The sequence below is a fragment of the Aliarcobacter vitoriensis genome (genome assembly GCF_003316695.1).
Taxonomy (GTDB): domain Bacteria; phylum Campylobacterota; class Campylobacteria; order Campylobacterales; family Arcobacteraceae; genus Aliarcobacter; species Aliarcobacter vitoriensis.
Genome location: NZ_PDKB01000010.1, coordinates 1 through 15,046, shown reverse-complemented (window position 1 = coordinate 15,046; position 15,046 = coordinate 1). Strand labels below are relative to the sequence as shown.

Below are 15,046 nucleotides of genomic sequence, written 5' to 3'. Positions count from 1 at the left end.
TTATAGACCTAAAGCATCATTTATTGAATATAAATGAGCATCTTTTCTTACTATCCATTTAGCAACTTTAATTGCACCTTTTGAGAATGTGTTTCTTGCTGTTGCAGTATGATTTAGTTCTAAAAACTCTCCATCATTATAAAAACCAACTGTATGACGCCCAACTATATCCCCGCCTCTTAAAGCCATAACAGAAATTTCATCTTTTGTTCTAGCTCCAATTTGTCCATCACGACCTGAAATTCTAACTTCATCAAGATTTAAATCTCTTGCATTACTAGCATATTCAGCTAAAGTTAATGCTGTTCCAGATGGTGCATCAACTTTGTGTCTATGATGTTGCTCTACAATTTCTATGTCAAAATCTCTCAATGTCTTTGAAGCAAGTGAAACAAGTTTGTTTAGAACAGCAACTCCTAAACTCATATTAGTTGCATATAAAATAGGTACAAGCTTACTAGCTTCAAGAAGTAAGTTTTGCTGGTGTTTATTTAAGCCAGTAGTAGCAATAACTAATGCTTTTCTTTTTCCTCCTTCAACAACAGCATTAAGAAGTTCTTCTGTTGCAACTGGTATAGAAAAATCAATAATTACATCACTTTCATCAAATAATACATTTATATCATTTGTAACTACTGTATTTTCTGGTAAAATTTTCTCTAATTTATTTAAAACATGGACACAAGACAATACTGCCTCTTTATCATCTTTCAAATCATCAATTAAAAGCGAACCAACTCTTCCTGTACTTCCTAATATACCTATTTTAATCATTAAAATATTCCTTATCCTAAATATTCAATTATATCAACTGCTGCTGTTGCACCATCTGCTGCTGCACAAACTACTTGTTTTGCCGCATCAATTCGTATATCTCCAGCTGCCCAAAGTCCTTTTACACTTGTTCTCATTTTTAAATCAACAACAACTTCTCCAGTTGCACTCAAATCACATAAGAAACTTCCATCAGATTGTTTTAAAGGAGCATTTAATACATTTCTTCCAACAAAAACAAAAACACCTGGTGTTGGTAAATCTCTTATTTCTCCAGTTTTATTGCATTTTACTTTAAGTCCAGTTACACCACTAGCATCTCCGAAAACTTCTTCAACACTCACATTTGTAACTTCTTCTATATTTTCAGTTTTTTTAATATGTTCAATTGTACTTGGAGCTGCTCTATAAGTATCTCGTCTATGTACTAAATATACTTTGCTACACATTTTTGATAAATAATAAGCTTCTTCTAAAGCTGAATCTCCACCACCAATTACAGCAACTTCTTTACCTCTGTAAAAAAATCCATCACAAGTAGCACAAGTAGAAACTCCCCTTCCAAAGAATTCATCTTCTCCTTTAAACCCTGCTCGTCTAGGAACTGAACCTGTAGCCATCAAAACAGATCTTGCTTCAAATTCTCTATTATCATTTGTTAAAATTTTAAAAGTACTTCCAGTTTGTATAATAGTTTCAACTTGAGCCATTTCATGTTTCAAACCAAATTTTTGGCATTGTTCTGGCCAAGATGCCATAAGATCCATACCTGTCATAACTTGACCTTGACCAGGATAATTTTCTATTTCTGAAGAGCCTGTTATTTGTCCTCCTGGCATTCCCATTTCAAACATAACAACATTTTTTAATCCACCTCTAGTAGAATATAATCCAGCAGTTAATCCAGCTGGTCCTCCACCAATAATTGCTAAATCCAACATCTTAACTCCTTATTTCGTTAATATAAATTTCATTACAATTTTATAAATGCAATGGTACTAAAATCTTTTGTAAGCTACTATAAAAGCAAACAAAATTTAAGGAAAAATTTTATCATTTAATATTTTATGTCTATCTTAAGTAAATTTACTAATTAAAAAAAGGAAGATGAAAATCACCTTCCTTTTTACTCTATATATAATTTATACAATTATAATAAAGAGTTTATTTTATCTGTTAATGCTTGCTTTGAAGTAGCACCAATTAATTGATCTACAACTTCTCCATTTTTTATAAATATAATTGTAGGAATAGATCTAATTCCATATTTTACTGCTAAATCTTGTTCTTCATCTGTATTTACTTTACAAATATTTGCTTTTCCTTCAAAATCACCAGCTAACTCGTCAATAACTGGAGCGATCATTCTACAAGGTCCACACCAAGGAGCCCAGAAATCCACTAAAGATACACCATTATTTGTTACTTCTGAAAAATTTGAAGCCGTTAATTCAATATATTTTCCCATTTTGATTTCCTTTTATTAATTTTTAATAACATAAGTTCTAATTATAATCTGTATGATTAAAACAGAAAGATTATATCTTTACATAACTTAAATTTTGTTTTTTTAGTCTGTTATTTTAAAAATTTTATAAACAAAGCTAAATGATTTTTTAGATACCATAGTCGAAAAATATTTAATATGGAAAAATTTTATGGATATTAGAAAAGAGTATTTAGAGTTTTTTAGAAGCAAAGGTCACGAAGTTATATCTTCAATGCCTTTAGTTCCAGATGACCCTACATTAATGTTTACAAATGCTGGAATGGTTCAGTTTAAAGATATTTTTACTGGAAATATCCCTGCCCCACAAAACAGAAGAGCAACATCATGCCAACTTTGTGTAAGAGCTGGTGGAAAACACAATGACTTAGAAAATGTTGGTTACACTGCACGTCATCATACACTTTTTGAAATGTTAGGAAACTTCTCTTTTGGAGATTACTTCAAAGAAGATGCAATAGCTTATGCATGGGAATTTGTAACAAAGAATCTGGCTTTACCACCTGAAAAATTGTGGGTTACGGTTCATGATAGTGATGATGAAGCCTTTGATATTTGGTCTAAATATATTAATCCTTCAAGAATTATGAGATTTGGAGATAAAGATAACTTTTGGTCTATGGGAGATACAGGAGCATGTGGACCTTGTAGCGAAATTTTTTATGACCAAGGTGAAGAACATTTTAATAGCCCTGAAGATAAAATGGGTGGAGATGGTGATAGATTCTTAGAAATTTGGAATTTAGTTTTTATGCAATATGAAAGAACTGCAAAAGGAGAATTAATTCCTCTTCCAAAACCATCTATTGACACAGGAATGGGACTTGAAAGAGTTATTGCGATAAAAGAAGGTGTTTTAAATAACTTTGATTCTTCAAACTTCAAACCAATTATAGAAAAAATTGAGAATTTAGCAAATAAAAACGCAACAAAAGAAAATATTGGTTCATATAGAGTTATTGCAGACCACTTAAGAGCAACTTCATTTATGTTATCTCAAGGTATTTTATTTGGAAATGAAGGTCGTCCTTATGTTTTAAGAAGAATTCTTAGACGAGCGATAAGACATGGTTATTTAATAGGGTTTAGAAAACCATTTATGGCAAAACTTGTAGATACTTTGATAGAAATTATGGGTGGACACTATATAGAATTAGTGGAAAATCAAAATTTTATAAAAGAACAATTAACGCTAGAAGAAGAAAGATTTTTCAAAACTATTGATTTAGGAATGAGTTTATTTAGTGAAGAGTTAGCAAATACAAAAGATACATTTAGTGGAGAAGTGGCATTTAAACTATATGATACTTATGGTTTTCCATTAGATTTAACTGAAGACATGCTAAAAGACAAAGGGTTAAAAGTAGATTTAATAAAATTTGATGAACTTATGGCAAATCAAAAATCTATGGCAAAAGCAGCTTGGAAAGGTAGTGGAGATGCTACAAATGATGGTGATTTTAAAGAGTTACTGGAAAAATATGGTTTAAATGAGTTTGTAGGATATACAAATGTTACATATAAATCTAAAGTTGTAGCTTTACTTGATGAAAATTTTAAAGAGGTTTCTTCTTTACAAAACCAAGATGGTTGGGCAATGTTAGATAAAACTCCATTTTACGCAACAAGTGGTGGGCAAAATGGAGATATTGGAGCATTGGAAGTTCAAAATGGAAATATTATAGTTGAAGATACTTCAAAATTCCATGGATTGAACCTTTCAAAAATTAGTGTAAAAGAAGCTAAAATATCTCAAAATGATATTGTTGATGCTGTTGTTATACACAGATATGAAGTTGCAAAACATCATAGTGCAACACACTTACTTCAAAGTGCTTTAAAAATGGTTTTAGGAGATAGTGTTTCTCAAGCTGGTTCATATAACGATAATCTAAAACTTAGATTTGACTTTACATATCCAAAAGCTATGACTACTGAACAGATCAATGAAGTTGAAGATTTAGTAAATTCTATGATAACAAGAGCATTATCTGGAGTTGTAGAAGAGTTACCATTAGAAGAAGCTAAAAATAAAGGTGCTATTGCTATGTTTGGAGAAAAATATGGTGATATGGTAAGAGTTGTAAGCTTTGGGAAAGATGTTTCTATCGAGTTTTGTGGAGGAACACACGTAAAAAATACAGCTGATATTGGGAGCTTTTATATAGTAAAAGAATCTGGTGTTAGTGCTGGAATAAGAAGAATTGAAGCGGTTGTTGGAGCTAGTGCTATCAAGTATGCAAAAGATATTATAAGTAAATTTGGTGAAGTTCAATCTGAACTTAAATCAAATGATATGATTGCAGGAATTAAAAAGCTTAAAAATGAGATAAAAGAGCTTAAAAAAGAGCTACAAAATGCACAAACTCAAACTTCAAGCCCTATTGAAGAAACAATGATAAATGATACAAAAGTTATAGTTTCAATAGTAGAAAATGGTGATTTGAAAAAAATAGTAGATGATTGTAAAAATGCAAATGAGAAAGTTGCTATTTTACTTCTTCAAGTAAAAGATGACAAAGTTTTATTGGCTGCTGGAAGTAAGAATACAAATATCAAAGCTGGTGATTGGGTAAAAAATATAGCTACAATTGTTGGTGGAAATGGTGGTGGAAGACCAGATTTTGCTACTGCTGGTGGAAAAGATAGTTCAAAAATACAAGAAGCTAAAGAAAAAGCTTTAGAATACGCAAAAGCAAATTTATAATCTAAGAGATAGTTTTAACTATCTCTTTTTTAATCATTCAAATAATACTCAACAGTTGATACAATCCTAACTTTTTTGATATGTTCACTATTTTTATCTCTACTATTTATCTCAAATTGACCTTGAGTTGCCTTTTTTATTTTTCCTAATTTACTTTTTGAATCTTGAGCAAATTTTTGTGCAACTTCTCTAGCATTTGCCGTTGCTTCTTCTATCATTGTTGGTTTTATATCATTTAATTTTGTATATAAATACTCAATTTTTGAATCCCAATCATCAACTCTAAATAAAATACCTTGTTGTGAAAGTTCAAAAAGTTTTCCACTTACTTCTCTTACTTTTTCAACATCTTGAGAATAAACATTGATAGTTCTATTTGCTAAGTATCTTAATGTATAATCTTTAGTTGAATATTCATTTGCCATTTTATCAACAATAGATGGAGAATTTACAGTAATATCCTCTTTTTTGATTCCATATTTATTTAAAAATTCTAATATTTTATCTGTATCATTTTCAACCTTTTTTGACAATTCATCTAAAGTTTCAGTTGTACTACTAAATCTTATAGGCCATAAAACAATATTGGCATTTACTTCTTTTTCCGATAATCCTTTTACAACAACAGTTCTTTCTAACTCTTTTGATTTGATAAAACTAGTTGATAAAAAGTAACCTAAACTTGTCAATCCAATAAATATGAAAAACCCTAAAACAAAGGCTGATTTAAAACTTATTTTTTCCATAATTTTTCCTTTTTATAATTTAAAATATTATATCAAAACAATCTTTTATTTAAAAACACTACTAAAACAACAATAAAAGATATAACTCCAAATAGATAAAGCATAATATCCCAACCAAAACTTTTATAAATAATAGATGGTATAAAAGAGCCTAAAGCACCACCTAAATAGTAAAATGTTAGATACATTCCAGAAGTTAAGGATTTTTGAGATGATTTCATAGAATTTGCTAATTGTGTACTAACTGTATGAGCAGTAAACATTCCAATACAAAGTAAAAATAGTAGTAAAAATAGGTATATTATATTTTCATTTGTTAAAACAACTGTTACAAGCGTAAAAAAGGTAACTGCTACTAAAATAGTATTTACTTCACCTTTAAAAAATTTGATGATTTTTTTTGCAGTTAAAGATACCAAAATCCCCATACCATATCCTAAATAAAGTAAAGATATCTGAAATTCAGAGAAGTTTTCTGATATATCTTTTACTCTAAATGGTAATACATTTAAAACTCCTGCAAAAACAAAAAATACACAAAACATTACAAAATAAACTACCACAAATCTTTTATCTTTTAAAATATTTAAAACATCATTTAGTTTTGGTTTTATCATAGTTGCATCACCACTATAATCCAACTTTTTTATGAGAATAATAGACAATAAAATCGCCAAAGATAATGAATAAAATACATACTGATAGGCAAAAGTTGTAGCTATAAATCCTGAGAATATCCGTCCAACAAGTCCACCAAAAACAGTAGCTGCTACATATATTGACATATTAAATTTTACATTTTCTTTGTCAATATTTGCCAAAATACTCATCAAAGAAGTCAATATTGCAGGTATTACTAAAGCTTCGCAAATTCTAAAAAATAAAAACATCTCATAGCTTGTAGATAATCCCAAACATATATTTGTTACAAGTAAAATCAAAGAAGCATTTATGAGCATTTTTTTAGCACACATTTTTTCTAAAATATATCCATATATGATTGGAGAAATTGCCATAAAAAGTAATATTACTGCTGTAAACCAAGAAGCTTGAATAACTGTAATATCAAATTCTCTTGCCAAAAGTGGTTGCAATGGTTGAGTAGCATACATAATAGACATCACAACTATAAGGCAATAAATAATAATTAAAAGATTAATTCGCAAAAGATTGGCTCTCTTTTACAAAATAATAGTTGATAAAATTCATTCTTACCAAGCTTTTAAAATAATCTGCATCTAATCTAGGCTTATCCAAATATTTATTTACATAAGAATCATCAAATTGTTTAATAATATTTGTAGAATAAATCCCTTTATAATCAATAATTAATAAATCTTCATAAACTTTATATTTACTTATAATATTCACATAAGAAGTATCATCTACCAAATATGTACTTAATTCAACATTATCAAATTCTACTCTTTCTACAAGTTTAAAAGAGTTTGATTTTATAGTATCTTTAAACAAATCTACAAAATATCCTCTTGAAAGACCATTCCATCGACACGAACTATCAAGACTTATATATTCACTAAATATCTTTCCATAATTTACATCATCACTTAAACTAATATATGAAAAATTTGTACATCTATCAAAAGTATTTTGTTTCTTGGTATTTGTAAATTCACTGTTTTGTAAGTTTAAATTTGTTGTTGAACAGGCTGTAAAAAAAAGAAAAGTTAAAAAAATTATCATATTTTTTATATTCATTTCTATCCTTTTTATCTTAATTTGGTATGATAAAGCAATTTAGTTTAAAGAGAAGTTATGACTTATAAAGAGTGGTTTTTGCAACATGCTAAAAAACATCAAAATATTTTAAAAAAGCTAGAAGATAAAACTCCAAGTGATATTTTAGAGTACTTCAAATTTGAAAATATGGTAAAAAATGAACAAGATTTTTGTCTTTTATATAAAGAGAATAAAAAATGCCATAATATAGACGATTTGAATTGTTATTTATGTGCTTGTCCATATTTTCGATTTAATGATTTGGGAATAAAAGAAGAAAATAATAAGACCCTATATTCGTTTTGTAGTATAAACTCAAAAAAAGGCTCAATTTTTGAAGTAGAAAATAATATCCATCAAGATTGTTCAAACTGTGTTATACCACATAAAAGAAATTTTATAAAAAAGAATTTTGATAGATATTGGTTAAATATTATGAAAAATGTTGAAATATAATTTCAAAAAGTTATATATCAATACATTTAAGTATGAGTTCCAAAGTAAAAAGGAAAGTATATTTTTTGTATCGAAATTTTAATCTCAAAATTAAATAAATACTTTGAAACCCAAACCTAAAAGTACAAAGAGAGTTTTTTTCTCTTTGTATTTCTTAGAATTTATATTTCAAACTCAACATTCCATTAACTGGTTCACCATAAGCATAGGCATTAACTGAATATCCAGAGTAATATGTTTTATCAAACAGATTATTGATATTTAACTGTCCAGTCAAATTTCTAGAAAAATCATATGAAGCCATCAAATCAACAGTTGCATAAGAATCTTGTGATACTTTACGTGCTCCTGAACCTACATAAGTATCGCTTTTCCAATTTACTCCTGCACCTACACTAAAATCATTCATACTATATTTTGTAAAAATATTTATATTACTTCTTGGTGCTCTTGTATTAAATTTGTTTCCATTTGCCTCTTCAGCTGAAAAATAAACATATCCTGCACTTAAATCCCAGTTATCAGTAAGCTTTCCAGATATTTCAAGTTCAACTCCTTTTGAAGTTACACCATCTTTTTTTTCAAAAATAGAATTTCCTGCTTGATTTATTAACCCCGTATCTTCAGCAACATTATCTTGTTCTATTCTAAATAAAGTTATTCCTGTATTTAGTTTTTTATCAAAATACTCTCCTTTTACTCCAACTTCATAGTTTTTTCCTAGAATTGGGTCTAGCAATTTATTATCTTTATCTCTTGCATTTTGTGGTTTAAAAATATCTGTATAACTTACATATGCTGAGTGATTTTCATCTATATCATAAACTAATCCAGCGAAAGGTGTAAATTCATTTTTAACATCATATTTTGTACGTTGATTAAATCTAGAACTAATTTCTTCAAAATCATAGCTAGTTAATCTTCCACCAAGAATAAGTTTTAAATCATCAACTATCTCAAATTTTCCATTAATATAAAAAGCTGTTTGTTTAGTTTCACCTATAAAACCTGGAACTGATGTTGAAGTTATTGGTTTAGCAAGTTCACTTCCATTTTGAGTAAATAGATTATCTATACTAAGATCTCCATCTCCTTTCCATGTTTGCTTTGAGTTTTGTTTATTATATTGAAATCCTGCGATGATTTCATGTTCTCTATTAAAAAGTTTAAAAGGAATTGAACTATAAATATCTACATTATCTTCATCAATATCTTGTGGTCCATACATCCAACTATAATCCAATCCCGAACCATCTTTATTTAATCCATTCCAAACAGTTAAATAACCATTAAATCTATCTTTAGTTTTTATATCATTATGAGTGTAAACTGCATTTATTAATATATCATTTGGTAAATACTGTTTAAAATCAACAAAGTATGAATATCTTTCTGTATCCCAAGAACTCCAATCAGGTGAATAGTTTTTTGATCTATCAAATTTTGTTTTTGTTCCATCACTATAAAAAGCTGGTAGATTATTTGAATCACCATTTAAATCTTCCAGCTCATAGCTTGCACCTGCTGAAATTGTAGTAGTATCTGTAATATCAGCGTCAATTACTGCATAAACTAAATCATTTTCATTGTGTACTCTATCTTTAAAAGTATCTGTTTCTTTATGACTTGCTACTAATCTTGCTCTTACACTTCCATCACTATTTAATGGTGTAGATATATCGGCTTTTATTTTATATGTATCCCAAGTACCTGCACTTACTTCTATATCTCCTTTAAATACTTTACTATTTGCATGTTTTCTTATCATATTTATAGCACCACCTGGATTTCCTGCACCTGATGTGAGTCCATTTGCACCTTTTACTATTTCAACTCTATCAAACTTATCCATATTGTAGTTATACATAGCAAGATCATTTTTAGCCATTGGAATACCATCCATTTGATAATAATCGAGATTAAAACCTCTTAATGAATAAGATGACCTACTATCTAAAACACCTTTTTCAACTCTTACACCTGTAACATTTTTCATTAAGGTATCAAAGTCATCTATTTTTTTATCTTCAATCATTTGTTGAGTTATTACTGATACTGATTGTGGAGTTTCTCTTAGTGATAAATCTAATTTTGTTGCTGTTCTCATACTTCCTGTTGTGTATGAGTTAGTTCCTTCTGTTGTACTTCCTAAAGCACTTTTTACTGAAACATCATCTAATATATATGTTCCATTTATTATTTTATATGTTGATACTTCTTTTATAATAATAGTATTGTTTTCAATAGTTGCACCAAGTCCACTCCCTTCCAATACTTTATCAAGAGCATTTTTTAGACCTTGTACATTATCTATATTTGGGGCTGTTTTTCCATCTACCAAACTTTCATCTACTATAAAAGAGTGATTTGATTCTTTTGAGATTTTTTCTAAAGCCTTTTTTAAACTCATATTTTTTATAGTATATGCTTCTTGTCCCAATAAAGCACTACAAAGTAAAATTGCACTAGCAGAAGTTATAAACTTTGCCTTGAACTGTTTCATCTTTCCATCCTTTTGTTTAATTGTAAGAATAATTCTTAGTACATTAAAACGAAATAGAGTTTAAAAATCGGACACTTTTTTTTGCAAATTTTGAAATTTGTTGAAATTTATCAGAAATGATAGTAAATTTTGGGATAAAAAAGTTTTATTGTATTTATTTTTAGTATAAAACTAAACACAAAGGAATAAATCCTTTGCGTAATATTTACTTTATTATTTTTCTTGCTAAATAAACTTTTTTGAAAGTATCTATAAATAATAGTAATGCTCCTAATATCATCATACTATCAGGTACAATTCTAAACCACATCCATCCAGTCATAGATTCAAGAAGTTCTCTACTTCTAGCTGCATAATAACCAAATGTATGAGCAGTAGATGTTTGTTCTACTCCTATTATCATAGTAGGAAGTACATATATTAGAACTCCAATTGTTATAAGCCAGAATGCCCACTTACTAATAGTTTCATGCCATTCTAAACCTTTTGCCAAAGAATTTGCTCTTGCAGTCATATAAATAAACGCTATAGAGATATATCCAAATGCTCCTAAAAGTGCAACGTGAGCATGAGGCATAATTAAATATGTACCATGAGAATAATAACTTATTGTTGGAGTATTTATAACCATTCCTAAAAATCCTGCTCCAAACCAGTTTAAAAATGCACTTCCCGCAAGCCACAAAAATGGTATTCCGAAATCAAAGTTTTTCCCTTCAGATTTGATATGATTTTGTTCTTTTATTGCCTCAATCATAAGTAAAGCCAATGGAAGAGGTTCAAGTGCAGAGAAAATACCACCGATTGCTATCCAATATTCATCAAGTCCTTGCCACCAATAGTGATGTCCTACTCCTAAAGTCCCACTAAACATAATAAGACCAAGTTCTAGTAACATAACTTTCTCTGCTGTTTTTTCTCTTACAAGTCCAAGTGCAACTGAAAGATATGCGATAACACCAGCGGCAAAAAGTTCAAATGTAAGCTCAACCCAAAGATGAACAACCCACCATCTATAATAATCATCTACTGTATAGTTTGGTGCAATTTTATGTATTGGATACATTCCTGCTAAATAAAGAGTTGCAATGCCAAATGCTGACCAAATAATTGTCCCAATAAGAAGTCTATTTCCTTTGGCATTTCGTATAGTGCTATAAACCATACCAAACCAAAGAACTAAACCTATTACCAAACCAATATCCCAAACTCTCGCAAGATTTAAAAGTTCTCGACCTTCATTTCCAAGCCAAAACCAAGTATCTCTCATATAACCTTGTGCACCCATATAAATTCCTACTAGTCCACCTACTCCTACAACAATTAATGCTGTCCAAAGTAAATCAACAAGTCGTGGAAATCTTAAATCTTTTCCAGCAACAATAGGAGCAATTAATAATCCACCAACAAGCCATCCAATAGCCACCCAAATAATTGCTATATTTGTATGTAAGGCTCTTGTTACATTAAATGGTAAAATATCTTGAGATATAATAAAATGATCAGTTGGATCTGCATAAATATGTGCTAAATAACCACCTAAAACCATCTGAATAAGCACAAAAAGTGCAACTATTGGAATATATTTTAGTAACTTTTCTTGTGAAGGAAAAATTTTAGTAATTTTAAGAGGTTCGGCTAATTCTCCATCTTGATGTTCTTTATTAAAAATATATTCGTAAGCTAGAAATACTATTACTATTGTCAATGCCCAAAGTAGTAAAAACTCAATAAGTGATACTAAATGACTTGTAAAAGTAAGATCTTGATCAATCAAAGGTTCAGGAGGCCAGTTATTTGACCAGCTTCTTCCATCATCTGCTGTTGGTCTGATAGTTGAAGAAACAAGTTGAGACCAGTCAAAGAATGCAGCAATAAGAGCAGCTTCATCAGCTCTAATTATATTAGCTCTCCATGCTCTTTTTTCATCTCCTTTTGTTAAGAAATTGATTAAATACTCTTTATTTGCTTTATATGCTAAAGTAGAACCTTTTGTATATGTTACTCCTTCTTCTTTTAAAGAAGTTTGCTGTTTTACATCTTGAATAACTCTTGCTTTTATAGCAGCTTTTTTCATTTCATCAAGCAATGAGAAATCCGTTCCATAAATTTCATTGGCATAATAATTATTTAAAAATTCTGCCCTTTTATGTAAAAATTCCGTAGTAAAATCTGGACCTAAATATGCTCCCATTCCAAGAAGTGAACCATAATCCATAAGGTCAAATTGTTGAAACATTGCCTTACCATTTACTATATCATCATAAGTATATAGTACTTCACCCTCTACTGAAACTACTTGTTTAGGAAGTGGTGGTACTTCTTTGGCAAGATTTGCAGTAAAATAAATCAGTATAGTTACCATAAAAATAGAAATGATCCAAAAAGAGGCATATAGACTCTTTCTACTCATAACTTTTTCCATTAAAGATGGCTTCATTTTTGCTCCTTTTCTTAATACTACTTAGGAGTAGTATTTTTGGAACTATAATATTTTATTTTTTAAATACTACTTAAAGATAGTATTTACTTAAGTTTAAATTTTAATCTGATAAAATCAAAGAAATTTCAAGGAAAAAATATGATATTTTCTACCACATCAAAATATGCAATTAAAGTTTTACTTCATATGTCAAAAAACACATCAAAACTTTATTCTGTAAAAGAGCTTTCTGAAATTCTTGAAATTCCATATAAATATCTTTCAAAAATAATGACAAATCTTTCAAAAAAAGATTTGATATTAGCTATTCAAGGTAGATATGGCGGATTTAAACTAGCAAAAAATGAAGAAGATATCAAATTAAAAGATATTCTTATTGCTTTAGAAGATGAAAGTTTTAAGCAATGTGTTTTGGGAGATGGTATTTGTGATAAAGAAAATAAATGCAAGCTTCATGATACTTGGGATGAATCAAAGCAGACAATACAAAAAAGCTTCTTAGAGCTAAATCTTATTGAATTAAAATAGTATAAATCTTTAATTTATAACTATTTTATTTTTATCTTTTAAGACTTTTATAGGATATATTTTTTGGATAGCAAAAATAAATCTATCAACTTCTAAAGTATTAAACTTTCCACTAAACAGTTTATCTTCAAATTTTTTATTTTTAAAATTAATCTCCAAATCTTGATATCTTGAAAAAGTTTTAAATGCTTCTTTTAGAGTAATTTTATTAAAAATTATTTCATCATTTTCCCAAGGAGCTATCTCTTCAATAGATGTTTTACCTATATATTCCAGAACCCCAACATCATTTATAACTACCTTATCACCTATTTTCAAAGTAGAAATTTCTTTGTTTGGTCTTATAGGACTTATGTCAAAACTCACTTTTACAATTCCATCTTTTACATTTACAGTAGTAATATTATCCAATTTTCTAACTTCAAATTTTGTTCCAACAACTTCAATTTTAGTTTTTCCAGAGTTTATAATAAATGGTTTATTTTCATCTTTGGCAACTTCAAATAAAACTTGTCCATTTTCTAACAAAACTTTTCTTCTATTGTCAAAAAAGCTTATTTCCATTTTGGAATTTGTATCTACTGATATTTTTGTACCATCTGGAAGTAAATCATTTTTAACTGTATTAAATGCTGTATGGTAACTTTGAGTATAGTTTGGTACAAAAAACTTATACCCTATAAATAAACAGGATAAAACAGCTGCAAAACCTATAAAAGGTTTTACAGTTTTTTCTATAAATTTAGTCCTTTTTGCACCTTTATGTGCTTGTTTACTTAAAATTTCAGATTGTTCTTTTGGAAGATTTTTAAATATATTATAAATAAGATTTGCATCTTCAAAAGCTTTTTTATGTAAATCACTTTTTTGTAGCCATAATTCGAGCTCTTTTTCTTGATTTTGAGATAAACCCTCTTTTTTTAAAGTTGCCCATTTTATAGCTTCATCTTTTATAATTTCTTTCAAAATTCTTCCTGAGTTGTGATTAATTTTTCTTGTAAATTTTTTATAGCTCTATTTATAAGCTTTTCAACCGCACTTTGGCTTATTCCCATTTTTTGTGCAATTTCTTTTCTTTCATAACCATCTATTGAGTGCATTAAAAACGCTTCTTTACTTCTTTTTGGTAAAGTATCTACAATTTTCATAATATTTTCATAGTGATTATCTGATAATACAACTTCTTCTGGTTGTTCATCTTTTGGACTTGTAATAATTTCTTCTATAAATTCTACATGATTATCTTTATTTCTTTTTCTAATATAATCAATTACAATATTCTTAGCAGTTTTATATAAAAAAGATCTATTTATATCTTTTTCTTGTTCGGCAGAAATAGCCCTTAAGTATGTTTCTTGTGTAACATCTTTTGCTTTTTCAGCATCTCCAGTAAGTTTTGAAACGTAGTTTAATATCTCTTTATAATATTTTGTCATATCTTTTTTTATATAGTAATTTTGAGTTATGTTATTGAATAAATACTTAATACTTTCTTATTTAAATTATAAAAGATTAAAGGGGAAGCCTAAAAGCTTTCCCACTCATCATCTTTAGTATTCTCTTTTACAACTTCTACTTTTGATTTTATATTTGATGTTGTTTTTATAGGTTTTTCTTTTGAAGTATCTTCTATTTTTCTATT

At 28.5% G+C, this 15,046-nt stretch carries 13 protein-coding genes; 3 read left to right on the top strand and 10 right to left on the bottom strand.

Features of this window, described 5'->3' with window-relative positions; translation table 11 throughout:
- The 3 genes from dapB to trxA form a co-directional block, all read right to left on the bottom strand.
- Entirely contained in the window at positions 1–774 is a 774-nt protein-coding gene (dapB, locus tag CRU91_RS06715; RefSeq protein WP_113894453.1) for a 4-hydroxy-tetrahydrodipicolinate reductase, read from the bottom strand.
- An 11-nt stretch (positions 775–785) separates the two neighbouring features.
- Positions 786–1,715, bottom strand: coding sequence for a thioredoxin-disulfide reductase (gene trxB, locus CRU91_RS06710; RefSeq protein WP_113894452.1), 930 nt, complete (start codon positions 1,713–1,715; stop codon positions 786–788).
- A gap of 209 nt (positions 1,716–1,924) precedes the next feature.
- Positions 1,925–2,242, bottom strand: a complete 318-nt coding sequence (gene trxA / locus CRU91_RS06705; protein WP_113894451.1) for a thioredoxin — start codon at positions 2,240–2,242, stop codon at positions 1,925–1,927.
- A gap of 190 nt (positions 2,243–2,432) precedes the next feature.
- Between trxA and alaS the strand changes: the two genes are divergently transcribed.
- The gene (gene alaS / locus CRU91_RS06700) at positions 2,433–4,988 is read left to right on the top strand and encodes an alanine--tRNA ligase (RefSeq protein WP_113894450.1); all 2,556 of its coding nucleotides are present in this window, start codon (positions 2,433–2,435) and stop codon (positions 4,986–4,988) included.
- 29 nt (positions 4,989–5,017) lie between these two features.
- Here the strand turns inward: alaS and CRU91_RS06695 are convergent, their stop codons facing one another.
- Genes CRU91_RS06695 through CRU91_RS06685 form a run of 3 tightly spaced genes read right to left on the bottom strand, consistent with a single transcriptional unit; the run spans position 5,018 to position 7,453 of the window.
- Positions 5,018–5,734, bottom strand: a complete 717-nt coding sequence (locus CRU91_RS06695) for an SIMPL domain-containing protein (RefSeq protein ID WP_113894449.1) — start codon at positions 5,732–5,734, stop codon at positions 5,018–5,020.
- Between the two features lie 32 nt (positions 5,735–5,766).
- Positions 5,767–6,858, bottom strand: coding sequence for an MFS transporter (locus CRU91_RS06690; RefSeq protein WP_268876312.1), 1,092 nt, complete (start codon positions 6,856–6,858; stop codon positions 5,767–5,769).
- Between the two features lie 31 nt (positions 6,859–6,889).
- Complete coding sequence (locus tag CRU91_RS06685; protein ID WP_222718414.1) at positions 6,890–7,453, bottom strand: hypothetical protein; 564 nt, start codon at positions 7,451–7,453, stop codon at positions 6,890–6,892.
- 57 nt (positions 7,454–7,510) lie between these two features.
- Between CRU91_RS06685 and CRU91_RS06680 the strand changes: the two genes are divergently transcribed.
- Complete coding sequence (locus tag CRU91_RS06680) at positions 7,511–7,930, top strand: hypothetical protein (RefSeq protein ID WP_113894448.1); 420 nt, start codon at positions 7,511–7,513, stop codon at positions 7,928–7,930.
- A gap of 154 nt (positions 7,931–8,084) precedes the next feature.
- Here the strand turns inward: CRU91_RS06680 and CRU91_RS06675 are convergent, their stop codons facing one another.
- Positions 8,085–10,433, bottom strand: coding sequence for a TonB-dependent siderophore receptor (locus tag CRU91_RS06675; RefSeq protein WP_113894447.1), 2,349 nt, complete (start codon positions 10,431–10,433; stop codon positions 8,085–8,087).
- Between the two features lie 205 nt (positions 10,434–10,638).
- Positions 10,639–12,873 (bottom strand): cbb3-type cytochrome c oxidase subunit I, encoded by a 2,235-nt coding sequence (locus CRU91_RS06670; protein ID WP_113894446.1) that lies wholly within the window; start codon positions 12,871–12,873, stop codon positions 10,639–10,641.
- Between the two features lie 141 nt (positions 12,874–13,014).
- On the opposite strand from CRU91_RS06670, the gene CRU91_RS06665 reads away from it, so the two are divergent.
- A complete protein-coding gene (locus CRU91_RS06665) occupies positions 13,015–13,404 on the top strand; it encodes an RrF2 family transcriptional regulator (RefSeq protein WP_113894445.1) in 390 nt (129 codons plus the stop codon).
- 9 nt (positions 13,405–13,413) lie between these two features.
- On the opposite strand, the gene CRU91_RS06660 is transcribed toward CRU91_RS06665, so the two are convergent.
- The gene (locus CRU91_RS06660) at positions 13,414–14,370 is read right to left on the bottom strand and encodes a FecR family protein (RefSeq protein WP_113894444.1); all 957 of its coding nucleotides are present in this window, start codon (positions 14,368–14,370) and stop codon (positions 13,414–13,416) included.
- Positions 14,367–14,840, bottom strand: coding sequence for an RNA polymerase sigma factor (locus CRU91_RS06655; RefSeq protein ID WP_113894443.1), 474 nt, complete (start codon positions 14,838–14,840; stop codon positions 14,367–14,369). The genes CRU91_RS06660 and CRU91_RS06655 overlap by 4 nt, the downstream gene beginning before the upstream one ends.
- Positions 14,841–15,046: the final 206 nt, after the last annotated feature.

Bases quoted from the DNA above. Each gene is read 5' to 3' on its own strand.
- CRU91_RS06670 (WP_113894446.1), bottom strand. From the start codon at position 12,873: ATGAAGCCATCTTTAATGGAAAAAGTTATGAGTAGAAAGAGTCTATAT.
- dapB (WP_113894453.1), bottom strand. From the start codon at position 774: ATGATTAAAATAGGTATATTAGGAAGTACAGGAAGAGTTGGTTCGCTT.
- trxB (WP_113894452.1), bottom strand. From the start codon at position 1,715: ATGTTGGATTTAGCAATTATTGGTGGAGGACCAGCTGGATTAACTGCT.
- CRU91_RS06695 (WP_113894449.1), bottom strand. From the start codon at position 5,734: ATGGAAAAAATAAGTTTTAAATCAGCCTTTGTTTTAGGGTTTTTCATA.
- CRU91_RS06685 (WP_222718414.1), bottom strand. From the start codon at position 7,453: ATGAATATAAAAAATATGATAATTTTTTTAACTTTTCTTTTTTTTACA.
- CRU91_RS06680 (WP_113894448.1), top strand. From the start codon at position 7,511: ATGACTTATAAAGAGTGGTTTTTGCAACATGCTAAAAAACATCAAAAT.
- CRU91_RS06655 (WP_113894443.1), bottom strand. From the start codon at position 14,840: ATGACAAAATATTATAAAGAGATATTAAACTACGTTTCAAAACTTACT.
- alaS (WP_113894450.1), top strand. From the start codon at position 2,433: ATGGATATTAGAAAAGAGTATTTAGAGTTTTTTAGAAGCAAAGGTCAC.
- CRU91_RS06665 (WP_113894445.1), top strand. From the start codon at position 13,015: ATGATATTTTCTACCACATCAAAATATGCAATTAAAGTTTTACTTCAT.
- trxA (WP_113894451.1), bottom strand. From the start codon at position 2,242: ATGGGAAAATATATTGAATTAACGGCTTCAAATTTTTCAGAAGTAACA.
- CRU91_RS06675 (WP_113894447.1), bottom strand. From the start codon at position 10,433: ATGAAACAGTTCAAGGCAAAGTTTATAACTTCTGCTAGTGCAATTTTA.